This window comes from Advenella incenata, assembly GCF_004217095.1.
Classification (GTDB): Bacteria; Pseudomonadota; Gammaproteobacteria; order Burkholderiales; family Burkholderiaceae_B; genus Advenella; species Advenella incenata.
Genome location: NZ_SHKO01000002.1, coordinates 162,102 through 181,963, shown reverse-complemented (window position 1 = coordinate 181,963; position 19,862 = coordinate 162,102). Strand labels below are relative to the sequence as shown.

Below are 19,862 nucleotides of genomic sequence, written 5' to 3'. Positions count from 1 at the left end.
GGCCTTTTTAAGATAGCAAAAAATATCAATCAAGAATGCGTGCCGCGTTCAATACACCTTGCGGATTAAGTGCGTCACGGATACGGCGCATGACCTGCTGCTGGGTATCATCACGACTGTAATGAAGAAACGGTTTCTTTAAACGGCCAATGCCATGCTCGGCCGAAATGCTGCCATTGAACCTGCCGGTAAGTGCATATACCGCCTCTTCCACCGGCACAATATCATCCGGTTGCAGATGGCCGGTCGTCAGATGCAAATTACCATCGCCAAGATGGCCGAAAAGCAGGTTGGAGGCCTGCGGCCAGCGTTGGCTGATCTCAGCCATGGCCTGCTCTATGAAGGCGCCCATATCTTTTAAGGGGATACCTATATCGAAGGCCACGAATGGCCGCAGCGACGTGAACAGCTCGCCAATGCCATCGCGGATCGCCCACAGATCTGCTGCGTGTTCCAGGTTTTGCGGCACGATGGCATCCTGCACGGCGTCGTTCTCAAGCATGGATTCCAGGAAGGCATCGAAACCGGCATGAAACATGGGCGTGTCGGCGCCTTCGGTTTCGAGCAGCACGGTAAGTGGCCATGCGCCGTCAAAGGGAATAGCCCTGCCAGTGACCCGTGCAGCCTGGGCCACATAGTCGGCCCACATCACTTCAAAACTGGACAACTCGGGCAGCGCGCTGCGCGCTGCCTTCAGCAAGGGCGCGATCTGCGTGAACGAGCCCAGCCCCACCAGGGCCGAGCGCCTTGTCTGCGGACGTGGGAACAGGCGCACAACCACACGTGTGATAATGCCCAGCGTGCCCTCGGTGCCAATGAAAAGCTGCTTCAAATCCAGGCCAGTATTGTTTTTAAGGGTACGATCCAGCATGGTCATGATGGTGCCATCTGGCAGCACGACCTCCAGGCCCAGCACCAGTTGCCGGGTGGTGCCATAACGCAGAACCCGATTGCCACCGGCATTGGTAGCCACGTTGCCCCCGATCTGACAGGAGCCGCGCGCGCCAAGGTCCAGCGGAAAGTACCAGCCCTTTTCTTCCACCGCCGCACACAGGGTTTCCAGCACGACGCCGGCCTGCACCAGTGCTGTACCGCCCGCTTCATCGATGTCTTCAATCCGGTTCAGCAGTTCGAGCGAAATGACGACGTCGCCTTCGTCGGGCGCTGCCCCACCGGCCAATCCACTGCCGCCGCCGGCGATTGTGATTTTCCTATTGTGCCTGGCGCACAGGGCAACCAGTGCGCCCACCTGCTCGACCGTGGCAGGTCGCGCCACCAGTAGCGGGACGCCGGCGCACAAACCACTGGCGTCGCTGCCGTATCGTACGAGCGAAGCCGGGTCCGTCAAAACGTTCAGTTCTGCCGGTAATTGGGAGAGAAAGGAATCAGACATGAAAAAGAGGGAATCGCAGAAAATGACAGAAGATTTATTCTATACGATTGACCACCCTGCAACCGCCAGCTGTCGCCGATTGCCGCTTATATGTCGGCCCAGCGGCGCACCAGATTGTGATCAAGACGGCTTGCCGCCAAGCGCCATGACTGGCGACAAGCCGTTGGCTCGATTTGCCGATTCGACCATCAGGTCAGGACGGCCATATCAGACAAGCAGTTGCGCGGCTTCACCTTTTTCCGTCAACAGTTTGACGGCATGTTTATCGAATGACACGAACGTTTCACCTCCCAGCCAATTGCCCTCATAGGCAATAACGCCATCTGCAAAATCGCCACCCGCTTCAAGTATTGACAGCCCGGCCTCGACTGCCGGCCGGTTCATTACGACATTCCCCGCATTCAATAAATCGCGGATGGTCTGAGCGACGTCTTCCTGGGACAGTTTGGCGCCTCTTCGCAAAATCCAGACCAGTTCGCACAGACAGGGCAATGGAATGGCAATCAATGAGGCATTTTTCAATACATTCGCTGCCGCCCTGCCCTGATCTTCGTCATCCTGCAAAACCGCGCGAACAAGTATGTTTGTATCGACAGCAATCTTCACTTATCACCCGCCCAACCAGCAGCGGCAAGCTCGTTCATTTCCTCGATAGTCATTGGCTTTTTGACTTTTCCGGCATGCCGCCCAATAAAATTTTCAATCGTGCCTGCAGGACGCGCTGCTTTGACCCGCAGCTCACCACCGGGCATCTTGTCAAAGTCGATCCGTTCGCCCGGCTTAATACCCAGATGTACCAGCAAGTCCCGCTTTAGGGTGACCTGCCCTTTCATCGTTACCGTCACTGACGTCATGGAAAATCCTTTGTGGTTGAACTTATCAATATAGTAATGGATTTTTACATTACTTTCAATGGATCGCATTGTCGCATGCCCTAGCGGACCATCTCTCAACCGGCAACGACGTTAATGCGTCATTATTGATGGCGATGTTGGCCAGCAACCTGCTGGACAGCATCATGGATGAATGAAAACGCCACACCCGCAAAAGGTGTGGCGTGATGGACCAAAGAAGAGGTTGTTCAGCCCGGGTTGCAATCGCTGGCGACGGCAGTCGCCCTGCCGTTGCGCCCTACCTTAAGCAGACGGCTGCCCTGATGGGTATTGACTGACTGCTCGGTGACCTCGCCACTGGCAATCCACGTAACCGTCCCGTTGGTAAATGCCGTAGCGTCGCCATCAGTCTGATCTGCACGTGTCAGTTCATATGTCCTGCGCTTGTCGCTGACAATCACTTTGGTTGCCTTGTCATTGACAAACACATAGGCCACGCCCAATTGCCGTTTACCCTTGCAGATATAAACAGACTGCTGAGTGCGGCTAAGATTGTTGCCATCTTTGTTGCCGTCCGCTGAACCGGTAGCACAACCTGCCAGAACCATGCTGGCCAGAGCCGCCGGAAGTAGAATCAGACGCATGCCATCTCCTTTGATAAAAATAGATTGATTGTAGTCAAACAACGCCACCAGCAACACGATAAATCGACATGCAGGCCCGGTACCCTGCGCCAAGGGCGGGGTTTACCCCGATAAAACACGTTGACCCTGGCATGATCTGTTGGCTATGCGCACAAAAAAGCCACCCTTCAAAAGGGTGGCTTTGGTACTTCTTCTTCGCATGCCGGCAATCGGTGCCGTCTCAAGCCTGCAAAATGCACAGGCTCGTGACTTGGCTAACGCCGGCGAAGCATCAGATGACGCGTGCTGCCTCAATAAGACGAACGACACTCCACGATTTGCTGCGTGAAATAGGACGACCTTCAGCAATTTCTACTGTGTCGCCTTCGTTGATCTCATTAGATTCGTCATGCGCTTTGTACTTGTTTGAACGGACCACGATTTTGCCGTAGATGGGGTGCTTCACGCGACGTTCTACCAGAACGACAACGGATTTGTCCATCTTGTTGCTAACCACTTTACCGATCAGGGTACGCTGACGCTTTGCGGGTGTCGTTTGCGTTGTTTCGCTCATATTACTTACCTGCAGCTTTTTCAGTCATGACAGTGCGTACACGCGCGATGTCGCGACGTACTTTCATTAACTGACTAGTGTTGGACAGCTGCTGAGTGGCGCGCTGCATACGCAGGCTAAATTGTGCCCTCAACAGGCTTTCGAGCTCTGTGGACAGCTCTGTCGTCTCTTTCGAACGGAGTTCACTTGCTTTCATGAATCTCTCCTTAAGCGCCGAAGTGACGTGTGACAAACGTTGTCGCGATTGGCAGCTTGGCAGCTGCCAGACGGAACGCCTCACGTGCCAGCTCTTCGCTGACGCCGTCCATTTCGTACAATACTTTACCAGGCTGGATCTCGGCTACCCAATACTCCGGGTTACCTTTACCATTACCCATACGGACCTCAGCAGGTTTCTGAGAGATCGGCTTGTCTGGGAAAATTCGGATCCAGATACGACCGCCACGTTTAATGTGACGGGTCATGGCACGACGGGCTGCCTCAATCTGGCGAGCAGTCAGACGACCACGACCAGTAGCTTTCAGACCGAAGTCGCCAAAGTTTACATTGGTACCGCGAGTAGCCAGACCGGTATTGCGGCCTTTCTGCTCTTTACGGTATTTCCTGCGTGCTGGTGACAACATAATTATTCTCCTTCTGTCGCAGTTGCTGCGGCTGGCGCTGCAGCATCACCTGCTTTGCGACCACTGCTGCGACCACGGCCGCCTGGACGACGCTGTCCATCAGGACGGTCACCACGAGGACGACGTGGACGACGCTCATCTTCACGAGGAGCAGCAGCCACTTCAGCGGGCATTTCGCCATTTGGCAGCAGATCGCCTTTGTAGACCCAGACTTTGATACCAATAATACCGTAGGTAGTCTGTGCTTCAGAGGTGCCATAATCGATGATGGCGCGCAGGGTGTGTAGAGGCACACGACCTTCACGATACCATTCGGTACGGGCAATTTCGATACCATTCAGACGGCCGGCGGACATGATCTTGATACCCTGCGCACCCAGGCGCATGGCGTTCTGCATCGCGCGTTTCATGGCGCGACGGAACATGATCCGTTTTTCCAGCTGCTGAGCGATAGAATCAGCGATCAGCTGAGCATCGGTTTCAGGCTTGCGAATTTCTTCGATATTAACGTGAACCGGCACGCCCATCAGGCGTTGCAGGTCTGACTTCAGGCTCTCGATATCTTCGCCGCGTTTGCCGATGACAACACCGGGACGCGCAGAAAATACAGTGATCCGTGCATTTTTTGCAGGACGCTCGATAAGGACGCGACCGACGGATGCGTTTTTCAGTTTCCGTTTCAGGTACTCGCGAACGCGGACGTCTTCGGCCAGCATGGCGCCGTAGTCTTTATCGTCAGCGTACCAGCGTGAGCTCCAGTTACGGTTAACTGCGAGACGGAACCCGGTAGGGTGAATTTTCTGACCCATTGTGACTCCTTATGCGCCGACTTTGACCACAATGTGGCAAGTCTGCTTCTCGATACGGTTACCGCGGCCCTTGGCCCTTGCGGAGAATCGCTTCATTGACTGAGCTTTGTCGACATAGATTGTCGTCACTTTCAGTTCGTCAATATCAGCACCATCATTGTGCTCGGCATTCGCAATTGCGGATTCCAGAGCTTTCTTGACGATACCAGCGGCTTTTTTTGGTGTGAATGTAAGGATATTCAACGCATGTGCCACAGACTTGCCACGGATCATGTCCGCAACCAGACGGGTTTTTTGCGCAGAGATATGTACACCACGAATAACGGCTGTAGTTTCCATCGCTTACCTCTTAGACTTTTTGTCTGCAGCATGGCCCTTGTATGTACGGGTATGAGCAAACTCGCCAAGCTTGTGACCAACCATATTTTCGTTCACATACACAGGCACGTGCTGACGGCCATTGTGAACAGCAATTGTCAAGCCGATGAAATCAGGCAGGATGGTTGAACGACGCGACCAGGTTTTGATCGGTTTTTTCTCTTTCCCATCGACAGCGGCATCCACTTTTTTCAGCAAGTGGGCGTCTACGAAAGGACCTTTTTTGATAGAACGTGACATTTAGTTCGCCCCTTATTTACGCTTGCGACGTGACACAATCATTGAGTCAGTACGCTTGTTGCGGCGGGTTTTGAAGCCTTTGGATGGTGTACCCCATGGGCTGACTGGCTCACGAGCTTCACCTGTACGGCCTTCACCACCACCGTGTGGGTGATCAACCGGGTTCATGGCAACACCACGAACGGTCGGACGAATACCACGCCAACGCATCGCACCGGCTTTACCGTATTGACGCAGGCTGTGTTCTTCATTACCGACTTCACCGATTGTCGCGCGGCAATCAATATGCACGCGGCGAACTTCACCGGAACGCAGACGGACCTGGGCGTAAATGCCTTCACGGGCCATCAGTACAGCGGATGCACCGGCGGAACGGGCGATTTGCGCGCCTTTGCCTGGCTGCATTTCGATGCAGTGGATGGTTGAACCGATAGGGATGTTGCGGATCGGCATGGTGTTACCCACGCGGATAGGCACTTCCTTGCCGGACAACAGTGATGCGCCGACTTCCAGACCACGAGGAGCGATGATGTAACGACGCTCGCCGTCTGCATAGCAAAGCAGGGCAATGTGTGCAGTACGGTTAGGATCGTATTCCAGACGCTCTACTTTTGCAGGGATACCATCTTTGTTACGACGGAAATCGACCAAACGGTAATGGCTTTTATGACCACCGCCACGATGGCGAATAGTGATATGACCATTGTTGTTACGACCGGAGCCACGTTTCTGATGTTCTGTCAGGGCTGCAAACGGAGCACCTTTGTGCAGGTTCGCATGCACAACCTTGATCATGCCGCGACGGCCGGCAGAGGTTGGTTTTGTTTTAACTAAGGCCATCTCAGTTTACCTCCGTAAAGTCGAGTTCCTGACCTTGCTTCAGTGAAACGTAGGCAATACGGTTGGCTTTGCGGCGACCGACGAAACGGCCTGAGCGCTTGACCTTACCCTTACGGTTCAGTACAGAGACGGAATCAACTTCAACTTTAAACAGCAATTCAACAGCTGCTTTCACTTCGGGCTTGGTTGCATCGGGTGCAACACGCAGCGCGATTTGGGGTTTCGCACCAGATTCTGCGATGAAAGTCGCTTTCTCGGTGATGACGGGTGCCAAAATCACTTGCAATAAACGTTCTGCTTTCATCCCAGCATCTCCTCGAATTGAGCGATAGCTGCTTTGGTGATCAGCACTTTTTTGTAGTGGACCAGAGACAGCGGATCAGCGTAACGCGGTTCTACAACAGCTACGTTTGGCAGGTTGCGAGTTGCCAGGTAGGTGTTTTCATCAACAGTGTCGGTGATGATCAGAACAGAATCCAGACCCATGGCTTTCAGTTTTGACGCAGCCAGTTTTGTTTTTGGCGTGTCGAAGGTGAAAGCGTCAACAACGGCGATGCGACCTTCGCGAGCCAGTTGAGACAGGATCGAACGGATACCCGCGCGATACATTTTTTTGTTGACTTTCTGGCTGAAATTTTCTTCAGGAGAGTTCGGGAATGCACGACCACCTCCACGCCAGATTGGGGAAGATGTCATACCGGCACGAGCGCGCCCGGTGCCTTTCTGGCGCCATGGTTTTTTCGTGCTGTGCTTGACCTGTTCGCGATCTTTCTGGGCACGATTACCGGCACGTGCGTTTGCCTGATAGGCAATCACGACCTGGTGAACCAGTGCTTCGTTAAAATCACGGCCAAAGATTGTGTCAGGTGCGCTGACGGTTGCGTCAGACTGGCCCTGATCGTTCAGGAGCTTAAGATCCATTATTTGGCTCCTTTCGCAGACATTTTGATGGCCGGCAGAACCACGACGTCGCCATTCTTGTGACCGGGTACTGCACCACGGACCATCAGAAGACCACGTTCGGCGTCAACACGGATGACATCAAGATTTTGAACGGTACGGGTTACATCACCCAGGTGACCGGACATGCGTTTACCAGGAAAAATACGACCTGGATCCTGTGCCTGACCGATAGAACCAGGTACGCGATGCGACCTGGAGTTACCGTGAGAAGCGCGCTGGGAACCAAAATGGTGACGCTTGATGGTACCTGCGAAGCCTTTACCGATCGTTGTGCCTTGCACGTCGACTTTCTGGCCGGCTTCGAATACGCTTTCGACAGCAACAACGGCGCCGGCTGTAAATTCAGCGGCTTTTGCAGGATCGAGACGGAATTCTTTAAGGATGGAACCGGCTTCTGTACCGGCTTTTGCGTAGTGACCTGCTTGCGCCTTGACCACACGGCTTGCACGGCGTTCGCCGTAGGCTACCTGAACGGCAGCATAGCCGTCTGTGTCCAGAGACTTGACCTGGGTAACACGGTTGTTGGATACGTCCAGCACGGTGACAGGGATTGACTCGCCTTCTTCCGTGAAGATACGCATCATGCCAACCTTGCGACCAACCAGTCCCAGCCGATAAGCGGCAGGCGTAGGTGTCGTATTCGACATCATTTTCTCCAATTCCCAGCTACGATTGGCTGGGGCTAAATTTAATATGATTCATCCGGTAAACTCAAGGCTGCAACGCATTGCCTTCCCGGACAACAATACCCATGCAGGTTCAATTCAAAGTGCTGCCAGCGGCATTGCGGCACCCCAAAAAACGGCGTCGCAAAACCAGCAACTGACCAAACAGATTAAGGCGCACAACAGGTATTGGAGGCATAAAGATTACGTCGCGCTGCACCTTCCGTGCCCGCTCGCGTGAATCTTTAAAATCTGTCTTTGATACCTGTTTAGCGCCTGAAACCAGTTCAAAAGCCGGTCAATCAGTGAACCCAACTACAGTGGTTAGCCTGTGACTATAGCATTGCGCGAGCCGTTTGGCAAGAAAACTTACCGGCAATGAACAAAAAAGCCACGCCGAATCAACCATTTATGTCAGAAATTTGCGACAGGGGCATCTGCAAAGCAAGGTTCGCCCCAAATTGGGCACAGCCTCGTGATTGCGCCTTGCGTCCACCCTGCATATTTTAAGCGCCTCTTGTAGCAATTCACTCTACCCTCACCCCGCGCCCCGCATCGTCGCCAGCGCATGCATGGACGATTTCATGGCCGGATACAGCCCTTCGTATACGGCAAACAGCTGCTGATACGTCTGATGCGCCCGCTCGTTTGGGGTGGCGCGGCACACCACATGGGTCCAGCCCTGCTCCACTTCGGCTTCACTGACCAGGCCAAGCCCGACCGCACCCAGCAGCGCCGCCCCCATTGCCGCTTCAACTGCCTCTTCAATGGTGTATACCGGATATCCGGTGACATCGGCAATAATCTGCATCCACAGATCTGAGTTGACGGCACCGCCGACCACCACCAGACGCTGATCCAGATCGTGACGGCGGTCCCCAACGGCCCGCATGTTGTGCCACAAGGCAAAGGCGATGCCCTCGATGACCGCGCGGTACAAATGGGACCGGGTATGGGTCAGATTCAGGCCGGCAAACGTCCCACTGGCGCGCGCGTCCCATACCGGGCTGCGCTCACCCATCAGGTACGGCAGGAACACCAACCCATGCGCGCCGGGCGGCAGCGGCGCCGCCTGCTGCTCCAGAAGCGTATAAACCGAAATGCCCTGCTGCTTGGCCTGGGCCAGTTCGGCCTGACAAAACTGTTCCACAAACCAGGTCACGGCGCCACCGGCCGTGGCCGCGCCACCAAACACATAGCGCTGCGTCAACCCCTTGTAGACGTAAGGCATACATACCAGATCACGACCACTTTCCGTTTCTGTCTGCAAATAGCCCCAGCACATGCTGGTGCCGAGCATGGCCACATGATTCCCGGGCTTGCGCACCCCGCCAGCGAATGTGGCAATGGCTGCGTCAATGCCGCCCAGCACAATAGGAATGCCATGCGCCAGCCCAAGCTGCGCAGCCTTGTCGGCTGTCACCGAGCCGACCACATCGGTGCTCTCAAGCAGCACGGGCGGCATTTTTGCAGGATCAAGCCCGACCATGCGCATGGCTTCGTCGGACCAGATATGGCGCTGCATGTCATAGACACCGCCGATATTGCCCGCAGAACTGTGATCCACGGCCAGTTTGCCCGTCAGATAATGAGCAATCCAGGTATTGGGGGGCAGAAACCACGCTGTTTTTTCCCAGATTTGCGGTTCGTGATGCTTAATCCACAACATTTTGGTGAAGCCATAATAACTGTCCACACCGTTGCCGGTAATTTCAAACAGGCGCTCCAGGTCCACCTGTTCTCGAATCGCATCGGTTTGCGCCGTCGCCCGCCGGTCCATCCAGATCAGGCACGGGTACAGGGGCTGGCAACTGGCATCGACAGGAATCCCGGCGCCACCGTACAGGCTACTGATACACAGGCCGGCGATCTGTTCCTGCTGAACGCCTTTTTGCAGCGCATGCGCAACGCATTCGCGCACACTGCGCAGGAACGCATCCAGCCAGACCCTTGCATCCTGTTGCGCCCATAGCGGCTCAGGTGTATCCGGGTGGTACGCGACACTGGCCTGGGCAAGGACACTGCCGTCGGTTCCGGCGATAAGCGCCTTGGTGCTCTGCGTGCCAATGTCTACGCCAATAATGTATTTGTCCATGGTCCTGCCTTTCGCGTCCTATCTTTCGTGTGTAAGCCAATATGCGGTATCGTTCAAGGGTATGCCGTAAGCAGCTGAAAATATTGGTTGTTATAAAATTAACATTATTGTTAGAATATTAACAATATCGTCATGCAACTACGCCTCTTTCAAGGAGGAGACACTTCGTGAGTCCCCCAAAAAATCCTGCCACCCACCCTGGTCAGTGGCAACCGGTTGCCCGCAACCAGATTATGCCATTGGATCTGGCGCTGATTGAAGCACAGCGCGCCAATCTGAGTGCTATTGAGCGACGCATCGCTTCCCTGCCTGGCCGCCGCACTGTCAAGAAGCAGGCGCAGGCTGCCTGGCTGCTCAAGGCGGTCAGTTGCATCGATCTGACCACACTCAACGGCGATGATACACCGGAGCGGGTACGCCGTTTGTGCGCAAAGGCTGCCCAGCCCGTTCGTCAGGATCTACTTGATGCCATGGGGTTTACCCTGCCACTGACCACGGGCGCCGTCTGCGTATACCATCGCTATGTGAGCACCGCCGTGAGCGCCCTGGCCCACACCAATATTGCAGTTGCCGCCGTATCTACCGGCTTTCCGGCGGGGCTCTCGCCGCACGAACTGAAGCTACAGGAAATTGCCGCCTCGGTTGCTGCCGGCGCCAGGGAAATAGATATTGTCATTACCCGCGAACACGTACTTACCGGAAATTGGGCCGCGTTGTATCAGGAAATGTGCGAGTACCGCCAGGCCTGTGGCGACGCGCATGTGAAGGCCATACTGGCAACCGGGGACATCAGGACCCTGCGCAATGTTGCCAAAGCGTCCATGGTGTGCATGATGGCCGGCGCCGATTTCATCAAAACATCCACCGGTAAGGAAAGCGTCAACGCCACCCTGCCGGTTTCGCTGGTCATGTTGCGTGCCATCCGCGCCTTCCATGAGCTTACCGGTTTTCAGGTGGGCTACAAACCGGCTGGCGGCGTGTCCACAGCCAAGGACGCCATCAACTACCTCATTCTGGTCAACGAAGAGCTGGGCCGGCGCTGGCTGGAGCCCGATCTGTTCCGCTTTGGCGCGTCGAGCCTGCTGGCCGATATCGAACGTCAGCTCGAGCACTTCGTGACCGGCCGTTATTCGGCCACCAACCGCCACCCGATGGGTTAACGCCATGACTGTCAACGATTACTTTATGACCATGCAATACGGTACCGCTCCTGAAAGCGACAATGCCGCCCGCCAATGGCTGGCCGGCCACCAGTCGCGTTTTACCCATTTCATTGCCGGACGCTTTACCAAGGCAAACGACAATGCGACGTTCGAAACGCTGGAACCGGCCACCGGCAAGGTGCTGGCCACCCTCAGTCAGGCCAGCCAGAGCGATGTGGACGCCGCCGTCAAAGCAGCGCGCAAGGCACAGAAAGGCTGGCAGGCCATGGGCGGTCACGCTCGTGCAAGACACCTGTACAGCCTGGCCCGCATGCTTCAAAAGCACAGCCGCCTGTTTGCCATACTCGAGTCACTGGACAACGGCAAGCCCATTCGCGAATCGCGCGATCTGGACGTGCCACTGGCTGCCCGCCATTTTCTGTATCACGCCGGCATCGCCCAGTTACAGGAAACAGAGCTGTCGCAGTGGCAGCCTTACGGGGTAGTGGGCCAGATTATCCCCTGGAATTTCCCGTTGCTCATGCTGGCCTGGAAAGTAGCCCCGGCACTGGCCAGCGGCAACACTGTGGTGCTCAAACCCGCCGAATTTACTTCGCTTACCGCCCTGCTGTTTGCTGAACTGGCCGCCGAGTCCCTGCCCGCCGGCGTGCTCAATATAGTAACCGGTGATGGTGCAGTCGGAGAATATCTGGTTGCCCACACCGGCGTCGATAAAATCGCCTTTACCGGATCCACCGAAGTGGGCCGCCTGATCCGCAGCCAGACCGCCGGCTCCGGTAAAGGATTGACGCTGGAGCTGGGTGGCAAATCCCCCTTTATTATTTTTGATGATGCCGATATCGACAGCGCAATTGAAGGCATTGTCGACGCGATCTGGTTCAACCAGGGACAAGTGTGCTGCGCAGGCTCTCGCCTGCTGGTGCAGGAAAGTATAGCGGAGCAGGTCTACACCAGACTGCGCGCGCGTATGAAAACACTGCGCGTGGGGTCCTCTCTGGACAAAAACATCGACATGTCTGCCATCATCGACGAGTCGCAATTGCAACGCATCCACAAGCTGGTCACCGATGGCGTCAGCCTGGGTGGCGAACTATGGCAGGCGTCGGAAACCACCCTGCCCGGCAAGGGCGCCTATTACCCACCCACATTGATCACCGGTGTACAGCCGGCCTCTACGCTGGCGCAAGAAGAAATATTCGGTCCGGTCCTGGTCAGCATGACGTTTCGCACCCCCCAGGAAGCCGTGGAACTGGCCAACAACACCCGTTATGGCCTGGCCGCCAGTGTCTGGAGCGAGAACATCAATCTGGCGCTGGATATCGCTCCGAAACTGCGTTGCGGCGTGGTGTGGATCAACGCCAGCAATCTGTTTGACGCCGCGGTAGGCTTCGGTGGTGTGCGCGAATCCGGTTACGGTCGAGAAGGCGGACTCGAAGGCATCTATGAATACCTCAAACCGATATCCTGGGCCAAAGCATCGCCACTGAAGACTGCCACCAGCAGCAGCGTGGCACCGGCCACCTCGGCCCGCGACAGCTTCGATCTGCCCGGCATCGACCGTACTGCCAAACTATATATCGGCGGCAAACAGACACGTCCCGACGGTGGCACCAGCAGCGCCATCACCTATAGCGATGGCAGGATCGCCGGCCACATCGCCCAGGGCAGTCGCAAAGACATCCGCAATGCGGTCTCGGCGGCGCGCAAGGCGGCAGGCTGGCAGAATGCCACTACCTTCAACCGCTCCCAGGTGCTGTACTACCTGGCGGAAAACCTGTCGTACCGGGCCGATGAGCTCGCGCAGCGTCTGGCCAGCCTGACGGGCTGCAGTAAAAAGGAAGCCGCACGCGAATTCGAACTGGGACTGGAACGACTGTTCACCTTTGCAGCCTGGGCGGACAAATACGATGGTCGCGTGCACACACCACCGATGCGTGGTGTGGCACTCGCCGTAAATGAAGCGATCGGTGTCATTGGCATCATCTGCCCCGACGAATCCCCCTGGCTCTCCATGATTTCCCTGATTGCCGCCGGCATGGCAATGGGCAATAGTCTTGTTGTTGTGCCTGGCGCTCGCAGCGCCCTGTTGGCGACTGACTTGTACCAGGTGCTGGAGACATCCGACGTGCCGGCCGGCGTGGTCAATATTGTGACCGGCGATAGCCTGGAGCTGGCCACCGTCCTGGCTGATCATGATGACGTAGACAGCGTATGGGCTTTCGGTAACGCCGGGTTGTCACAAACTGTGCAGCAACACTCGATCGGCAACCTGAAACGCACCTTTGGCAACGAGGGCAAGGCTATCGACTGGCACCAGTGGTCAAGCGCCGACATCCAGCTGTTCCTGCGCCAAGCGACGCAGGTCAAGAATATCTGGATTCCGTACGGTGACTGATTATAATACCCGCCTGAACAAGGACAGTTAATGCTCAAGAACATTGATCCACTGCTGAATGCGGACGTACTGCATGCCCTGCGCTCCATGGGCCATGGCGACGAACTGATTATCAGCGACGCTCATTTTCCCTCGGACTCTATTGCCCGCCACACCAGCATCGGCAAACTGCTGCGCATTGACGCCAGCGCCGACAGAGTGGCCCAGGCGGTGCTATCGGTCATGGCGCTGGACAGTTTCGTGCCCGAGCCGGCCTTGCGCATGCAAGTGGTAGACGACCCGGCACACATTCCCGAAGTGCAGCAGGATGTCCAGGCTTTGCTGGAAGATCCGTTGCGGCTGGCCCCCATAGAACGCCACGCTTTCTACGAACGGGCACGTCGTGCCTACTGTGTCATTGCGACCGCCGATACCCGCAGCTACGGCTGCTTTATCTTCAAAAAAGGCGTTCTCAATCCCACCCAGACCAACCGTCATCCTGCCTGATGCTTTAGCCGAGTTTCCGTTCATATGAGCCAATCACGTCCACGTATCGTTATTGTCGGCATCTATGTTGCCGATCTGCTGTTCAAAGCAACCCGCATGCCGGTTATTGGGGAAACCCTGCTGGGCAGCCACTTTGCCATGGGTCCGGGCGGCAAGGGCTCCAACCAGGCGGTGGCAGCCGCCAGGGCCGGTGCCGAGGTGTTTTTTTACACCCGGCTGGGCAACGACGCTTTTGCCGCAAACGCCCGGCAGACCTGGCAGGATGCCGGCGTGACTTCGCGCGCCACCCTGCATGATGATCTGACCACCGGCGCCGCCCATATATTCGTGGAGGACGATACCGGCCGCAATGCCATCATTGTTTACGCCGGCGCCGCAGCCCATATGGTACCGGCTGACCTGGACGCCATCGAACAGGATATTGCCGGCGCACATATTTTTGTCACGCAACTGGAGCAGCCACTGGAAGTCGCGCTGCATGGCTTGCGCCTGGCTCGCAAGCATGGCGTGACCACCATCTTTAATCCCGCACCGGCAAGGCAACTGCCCGATGAAGTTTTCCCGCTATGCGACTGGATCACGCCCAATGAAACCGAGGCCAGTCTGCTGACCGGGCTGCCGGTCGCAGATCTTGAACAGGCGCGACGCGCCGCCGACCTGTTGCTGGCCAAAGGCGTCCGTAATGTCGTGGTCACACTGGGCGAGCAGGGATCGCTGCTGCATACCGCAAGCGACAGCATTCATATTCCCGCCATCCGGGCGGGTAAATGCATTGATACGGCAGGCGCCGGCGACGGCTTTACCGCCGGACTGGCAACCGCGCTTGCAGAAGGCAAGTCGCCCGAGGCAGCCTTGCGATTTGCCTCGGCCCTTGCCGGTATTTCCGTCACCCGCAGTGGTACCGCGGCCTCTATGCCCGATCGCGGGCAAATTGACTCTCTGCTTTGCACGGGCGCGTAAATCATGACAACCCACCTATCCCCCTTCAAAGACCGGCAACTGACATTCCTTCTGGCGATCAATATCGTCATTGTGATGGCTGGCTATTTTCTGTCTTCGGGCGGTGACTTTGTCAGCGTGTTCAACCTGCAGTCCATGGCCATGCAATTGCCGCAAATGGGCTTGCTGGCCATGGCCATGATGCTCTCCATGATTTCGGGCAATGGCGGCATCGACCTGTCGGGCATTGCGCTGGCTAACCTGGCCGGGGTAATCGGAGCACTGCTGTTGCCGCAATGGATTGACGCCGAAGCCGCGCCCTGGCTGTTCACTTTTTCCTTTGTGGGGCTTATGCTGTGCGTCGGGCTGCTGGGCGGGATGCTCAACGGCATTATCATTGCACGCTTTAACCTGACTCCGATTCTGACCACGCTGGGCACCCAACTGGTGTTCACCGGCATTGCCACCGTGTTGTCCAATGGCTCTTCAGTCAATCTGCCCTATATTGAACCGCTATCGGCCATCGGCAACGACAACATCCTGGGCATTCCCATTGCTTTTTATCTTTTTGTCGCCGTGGTTCTTTTTCTGGGCTGGCTGCTCAAGCGTACGCCTTTTGGTCTGCGCCTGTATATGCAGGGCACCAATCCCAAAGCGGCTTTCTACGCCGGTATTCCCCGTAACACCATGCTGATCTGCACCTACACCATGTGCGGCTTGCTGGCCGCCTGCTCGGGGCTGATCTCGGCCAGTCAGGCTGCCAGCGCAAGTGCCAAGTATGGCGATTCGTATCTGCTGATTGCCATCCTGATCGCAGTCATGGGTGGTGTCAATCCTGCCGGCGGTTATGGGCGCGTGGTCTGCGTCTTTTTTGCGGCCACGGCACTGCAACTGTTATCGAGCATGTTCAATCTGATCGGCGTATCCGAGTTTGCCGGCAACTGCATCTGGGGCCTGCTGCTCTTGTTCTTCCTGGCCTATTCCAGACAGGAGCTGAAGCTGAAAATTAAACGGCGTCAGGCCCTGAAGGCCTGAGGCACTATTGAAACGATTGATCTGCGCCGCCCCATCCGGTTCCGATCACTGTCCGTTGATGGGATTTTGGAGACACGTATGAAACTAAAGACACTGCCAATGTGCCTGCTGGCTTGCGCAATCAGCACGGTGTTTGCTGCGGGCGCGCAGGCCGAAGAGAAAAAATCTATCGTAACGGTGGTCAAAGTCACGGGGATCAATTGGTTTACCCGCATGGAAGAAGGCGTCAAGGAATTTGCCAAGGCCAATCCCGATATCAATGCTTCGCAAACCGGCCCTGGCCGTGCCGATGCCGCCCAGCAACTGAAAATCGTTCAGGACCTGGTTGCCAAGAACGTAAGCGCACTGGCCATCGTGCCATTTGACCCGCCCACGCTGGAACCGATTCTGGCCCGCGCCAAAAGCCGTGGCATCAAAATCGTGACCCACGAAGCGGACAATCTGAAAAACACCGATTACGACCTGGAAGCGTTCAAGAATAATGAATATGGTGCCGACCTGAACGAGCGCCTGGCCAAATGCATGGCGAACAAGGGCGAATGGGCCGTACTGGTGGGTTCACTGGGCAGCCGCTCGCAAGTACAGTGGGCACAGGGCGGTGTTGACAACGCCAAAGCCAAGTATCCAGACTTAAAACTGGTCACGACCATGCAGGAAACCAATAACGATGGCGAGAAAGCCTATCAGGTGGCCCAGCAGTTGCTGCGCAAATACCCGAATCTGGCTGGCTTTCAGGGCTCCTCGTCTCTGGACGTCATTGGTATTGGCCGAGCCGTGGAAGAAGCCGGCAAAGCAGGTAAAATATGCGTATTCGGTACAGGCCTGCCCGGCGAGGCTGGCCCTTACATGGAAAAAGATGCCATTACCGGCATCGCATTCTGGGATCCGAAAGATGCCGGTCTGGCCATGAACAATGTGGCAAAAATGCTGCTTGAAGGCAAAACCATTGAAAACGGTACAGACCTGGGTGTACCCGGCTACGACAAGGTTACTGTCGAAAAAGGCCCTGGCAAAGGCATGATTATTCGTGGCGCCGGCTGGGTTCGCGTAGACAAGAGCAACTACAAGCAATATAACTTCTGATCGGTCGCCTCGACCACTACCGGGCCGCGCACTTGCGGCCCGCCATGGGATATCCGCCCGGACGATTATGACAACTACGACTAGCCCAACGCACAGCAACGCGCCCGTGCCGCCCACGCCAGGCGACAATGCCTTCCTGTCGCTTCGCCAGATCCATAAGCGCTTTACCGGTGTACATGCGCTGCGTGGCGTCAGCCTGGATATCCATCCTGGCCAGATTTATCACTTGCTGGGGGAAAACGGCTGCGGTAAAAGCACGCTGATCAAGATCATTTCCGGTGCCCAGCCGCCCGACGAAGGCGATCTGATCCTGGACGGAGAACGCTTCGAGCAATTTTCCGCCTTAAGCGCTCTGGGCGCCGGCATTGAAACGGTGTACCAGGACCTGTCCCTGATTCCCAATCTGAGTGTTATGGACAACATTTCCCTGACGGTGGAACTGGCTGAACATCAGGGCCGACTGGCGCGAGTGATCAGTCACCAGGTGCTGCGTGATCGCGCAGTGGGCGCATTGCGCCAACTACAGTTGCCGGATGACCGCTATTTTCTTCAGACAAAGATCGAAGATCTGCCGTTGGCCACCCGCCAACTGGTTGCCATCGCGCGCGCCGTAGCCAGCGATGCGCGTTTCATCATCATGGACGAACCCACGACCTCGCTGACCCAGAAAGAAGTGGATAACCTGATTCGCATCGTCAAGGGCCTGTGCGCGCGTGGCGTCGCGGTACTGTTTGTGAGTCACAAGCTGGACGAATGCTATGCCATCGGCGGCAATGTGATTGTGATGCGTGACGGGCAGGTTATCACCCAGGGCGAAATCAATCACTTCACCAAACACCAGATCAGCGAACTGATGACCGGCCGGGTACTGAGCGATCAGCGCTATCGCCGCAATACACCCCAGGCCGAAGTCATGCTGGGCGTGCACAATATTGGTCGCGACCAGGGGTTTGACGAGGTGTCCTTTGAGTTGCACAAGGGTGAAATTATCGGCATTACCGGCCTGCTTGACTCAGGCAGGAATGAGCTGGCGCGCGCCCTTGCCGGGGTAGCACCGCTGCAGCGCGGCAGCCTCACGCTCAATGGTAAGCCGATAGCCGTGAACAGCCCGGCGCAGGCCGCCGACCATCGCATCGCTTATGTCCCCGAAGACCGCCTGGTCGAAGGCCTGTTTCTGACCCGCTCGATCAGCGACAACACCATTACTGCCGTGCTGCCGCAAATGTGCGACACACTGGGACAGATTCAGAAAGACAAGGCGGCGCGTTTTTCGCAAGAGATGACCAACAGGCTGAAAATTGCCACGCCCAACGTTCAGAACCCAGTGCAAAGCCTGTCTGGTGGCAACCAGCAGCGCGTGCTCATCGGTCGCTGGCTGGCCATCAATCCGCTGTTGCTGATTCTGCACGGCCCGACCGTTGGCGTGGATGTCGGCTCCAAAGACACGATCTACCAAATCATTCAATCCCTGACAGATCAGGGCATGAGCATCATCATTATCAGTGACGATCTTCCCGAGCTGCTGGCCAACTGTGACCGCATTCTGCTGATGAAAAAAGGCCGGATCAGCGATGAGTTCCGGGCCGAAGGCCTGCAAGAAAATGCGCTTTACCATGCCTTATTGTCCTGAACCCTTTTGATTCTATCCCGCCTACCATGACCACAATGACTTCAGCCAGCCCGGCCGTACAGGACAGTACCACACCCAAGCGCCCACCGTATCTGATCAGGCACCCCGAGTTTTTTACACTCGGCCTTATTGTCGTTCTGTTCGCGGTAGTGGCTGTCATCAATCCCATGTTTTTCCAACCGGGTTCGCTGTTTGATGTACTTCGGGCGGCAACCAGATCGGCAATTTTCGCGCTGGGCATTCTGGTGGTGCTCGCCTCCGGCGGGCTGGACGTTTCCTTCACCGCGATCGCGGCGCTGGTCATGTACGGCCTGACCAAGCTCGTGCTGCTGTATTTCCCTGAGGCGCCTTTTGTGCTGATCCTGCTGGCCGGCGCCATGGGAGGATTGGCGCTGGGACTGCTCAACGGCTGGCTGGTCAAAAAACTGGCAGCCCCTTCCCTGGTTGTCACCATCGGCACGCAATTTCTGATCCGCGGCTTTCTGCTGGCGTTTATCGGGACCGAGTTTTTCATGAACATCCCTCCCTCCATGCTGGCAGTGGGGCAGGCAAATATTGTCAGTTTCCAGAACAACCAGGGGTTGCAAACTGCGCTGCCGTATACCACGCTGGCGATCCCCATTCTGGCGCTGCTCACCTGGTGGCTATTGAACAAGACGATGATGGGACGTGCGGTCTACGCCATGGGAGGCAGCCCTGCCATAGCCGAGCGTCTTGGCTATAACCTGACACGGGTCTATCTCTTTGTTTTCGGTTACGCCGGCCTGCTGGCGGGTATCGCCGGCATTATTCACGTTTCCAGTACGCGCATTGCCAACCCCTTCGATATTGTCGGCACCGAACTGGATGTGATTGCTGCCGTGATTCTGGGTGGCGCCCGCATTACCGGGGGCAGCGGAACCGTAACCGGGACACTGCTGGGCGTGCTGCTGGTCACGCTGATCAACAGCGTACTGATTACGCTGGGTATCCCAACAACCTGGCAAAAAGTAATCGTCGGCGCGTTTATCCTGGTGGCCGGCCTGCTGTTTTCGTTGCGCAGCAGGCAATAAATAGCCCCCTAACAGGCAGAGCACGATCTGAGAGGACTGCCAC

General features: G+C 56.3%; 23 protein-coding genes. 8 read left to right on the top strand and 15 right to left on the bottom strand.

What is annotated here, in order from left to right; all coding sequences use genetic code 11:
- Positions 1–25: 25 nt before the first annotated feature.
- The 15 genes from EV681_RS12075 to EV681_RS12005 form a co-directional block, all read right to left on the bottom strand.
- Positions 26–1,393, bottom strand: a complete 1,368-nt coding sequence (locus tag EV681_RS12075) for an FAD-binding oxidoreductase (RefSeq protein WP_128393235.1) — start codon at positions 1,391–1,393, stop codon at positions 26–28.
- Positions 1,394–1,600: 207 nt separating this feature from the next.
- The gene (locus EV681_RS12070; protein ID WP_128393236.1) at positions 1,601–1,999 is read right to left on the bottom strand and encodes a type II toxin-antitoxin system VapC family toxin; all 399 of its coding nucleotides are present in this window, start codon (positions 1,997–1,999) and stop codon (positions 1,601–1,603) included.
- Complete coding sequence (locus EV681_RS12065; protein WP_242612236.1) at positions 1,996–2,316, bottom strand: AbrB/MazE/SpoVT family DNA-binding domain-containing protein; 321 nt, start codon at positions 2,314–2,316, stop codon at positions 1,996–1,998. The genes EV681_RS12070 and EV681_RS12065 overlap by 4 nt, the downstream gene beginning before the upstream one ends.
- 158 nt (positions 2,317–2,474) lie before the next feature.
- A complete protein-coding gene (locus tag EV681_RS12060; protein WP_128393237.1) occupies positions 2,475–2,870 on the bottom strand; it encodes a hypothetical protein in 396 nt (131 codons plus the stop codon).
- Positions 2,871–3,141: 271 nt separating this feature from the next.
- A complete protein-coding gene (gene rpsQ, locus EV681_RS12055) occupies positions 3,142–3,423 on the bottom strand; it encodes a 30S ribosomal protein S17 (RefSeq protein WP_024004135.1) in 282 nt (93 codons plus the stop codon).
- A 1-nt stretch (position 3,424) separates the two neighbouring features.
- Positions 3,425–3,619 carry a 50S ribosomal protein L29 gene (gene rpmC / locus EV681_RS12050; RefSeq protein WP_128393238.1) on the bottom strand — a complete coding sequence of 65 codons (195 nt, stop codon included), beginning with the start codon at positions 3,617–3,619 and terminating at the stop codon, positions 3,425–3,427.
- 10 nt (positions 3,620–3,629) lie between these two features.
- A complete protein-coding gene (gene rplP / locus EV681_RS12045) occupies positions 3,630–4,046 on the bottom strand; it encodes a 50S ribosomal protein L16 (RefSeq protein WP_014752560.1) in 417 nt (138 codons plus the stop codon).
- Between the two features lie 2 nt (positions 4,047–4,048).
- Complete coding sequence (gene rpsC / locus EV681_RS12040) at positions 4,049–4,855, bottom strand: 30S ribosomal protein S3 (RefSeq protein WP_014752561.1); 807 nt, start codon at positions 4,853–4,855, stop codon at positions 4,049–4,051.
- 9 nt (positions 4,856–4,864) lie between these two features.
- Positions 4,865–5,194, bottom strand: coding sequence for a 50S ribosomal protein L22 (gene rplV, locus EV681_RS12035; RefSeq protein ID WP_014752562.1), 330 nt, complete (start codon positions 5,192–5,194; stop codon positions 4,865–4,867).
- Positions 5,195–5,197: 3 nt separating this feature from the next.
- Positions 5,198–5,473: a 30S ribosomal protein S19 gene (gene rpsS, locus EV681_RS12030; protein WP_014752563.1), complete on the bottom strand. Its 276-nt coding sequence runs from the start codon at positions 5,471–5,473 to the stop codon at positions 5,198–5,200.
- 12 nt (positions 5,474–5,485) lie between these two features.
- Positions 5,486–6,313: a 50S ribosomal protein L2 gene (gene rplB, locus EV681_RS12025; RefSeq protein WP_128393239.1), complete on the bottom strand. Its 828-nt coding sequence runs from the start codon at positions 6,311–6,313 to the stop codon at positions 5,486–5,488.
- Between the two features lies 1 nt (position 6,314).
- Complete coding sequence (rplW, locus tag EV681_RS12020) at positions 6,315–6,617, bottom strand: 50S ribosomal protein L23 (protein ID WP_128393240.1); 303 nt, start codon at positions 6,615–6,617, stop codon at positions 6,315–6,317.
- Positions 6,614–7,234, bottom strand: a complete 621-nt coding sequence (rplD, locus tag EV681_RS12015) for a 50S ribosomal protein L4 (RefSeq protein WP_014752566.1) — start codon at positions 7,232–7,234, stop codon at positions 6,614–6,616. The genes rplW and rplD overlap by 4 nt, the downstream gene beginning before the upstream one ends.
- Positions 7,234–7,923 carry a 50S ribosomal protein L3 gene (gene rplC / locus EV681_RS12010; RefSeq protein WP_014752567.1) on the bottom strand — a complete coding sequence of 230 codons (690 nt, stop codon included), beginning with the start codon at positions 7,921–7,923 and terminating at the stop codon, positions 7,234–7,236. The genes rplD and rplC overlap by 1 nt, the downstream gene beginning before the upstream one ends.
- Before the next feature lie 556 nt (positions 7,924–8,479).
- Positions 8,480–10,036, bottom strand: coding sequence for an FGGY-family carbohydrate kinase (locus EV681_RS12005; protein ID WP_130304143.1), 1,557 nt, complete (start codon positions 10,034–10,036; stop codon positions 8,480–8,482).
- Between the two features lie 167 nt (positions 10,037–10,203).
- Between EV681_RS12005 and deoC the strand changes: the two genes are divergently transcribed.
- The 8 genes from deoC to EV681_RS11965 all read left to right on the top strand — a co-directional run bounded on the left by deoC (position 10,204) and on the right by EV681_RS11965 (position 19,819).
- Positions 10,204–11,196, top strand: a complete 993-nt coding sequence (gene deoC, locus EV681_RS12000; protein ID WP_242612235.1) for a deoxyribose-phosphate aldolase — start codon at positions 10,204–10,206, stop codon at positions 11,194–11,196.
- A gap of 4 nt (positions 11,197–11,200) precedes the next feature.
- Positions 11,201–13,594, top strand: coding sequence for an aldehyde dehydrogenase family protein (locus EV681_RS11995; protein WP_130304142.1), 2,394 nt, complete (start codon positions 11,201–11,203; stop codon positions 13,592–13,594).
- A gap of 30 nt (positions 13,595–13,624) precedes the next feature.
- A complete protein-coding gene (locus EV681_RS11990; RefSeq protein ID WP_128393243.1) occupies positions 13,625–14,080 on the top strand; it encodes an RbsD/FucU family protein in 456 nt (151 codons plus the stop codon).
- A 24-nt stretch (positions 14,081–14,104) separates the two neighbouring features.
- Positions 14,105–15,040, top strand: a complete 936-nt coding sequence (rbsK, locus tag EV681_RS11985; RefSeq protein WP_128393244.1) for a ribokinase — start codon at positions 14,105–14,107, stop codon at positions 15,038–15,040.
- 3 nt (positions 15,041–15,043) lie between these two features.
- Positions 15,044–16,054, top strand: coding sequence for an ABC transporter permease (locus EV681_RS11980; RefSeq protein ID WP_128393245.1), 1,011 nt, complete (start codon positions 15,044–15,046; stop codon positions 16,052–16,054).
- A gap of 78 nt (positions 16,055–16,132) precedes the next feature.
- The gene (locus tag EV681_RS11975) at positions 16,133–17,137 is read left to right on the top strand and encodes a substrate-binding domain-containing protein (protein WP_128393246.1); all 1,005 of its coding nucleotides are present in this window, start codon (positions 16,133–16,135) and stop codon (positions 17,135–17,137) included.
- Positions 17,138–17,204: 67 nt separating this feature from the next.
- Positions 17,205–18,767 (top strand): sugar ABC transporter ATP-binding protein, encoded by a 1,563-nt coding sequence (locus EV681_RS11970; RefSeq protein ID WP_130304141.1) that lies wholly within the window; start codon positions 17,205–17,207, stop codon positions 18,765–18,767.
- A gap of 35 nt (positions 18,768–18,802) precedes the next feature.
- The gene (locus tag EV681_RS11965; RefSeq protein ID WP_242612234.1) at positions 18,803–19,819 is read left to right on the top strand and encodes an ABC transporter permease; all 1,017 of its coding nucleotides are present in this window, start codon (positions 18,803–18,805) and stop codon (positions 19,817–19,819) included.
- The last annotated feature ends 43 nt before the right edge of the window (positions 19,820–19,862 follow it).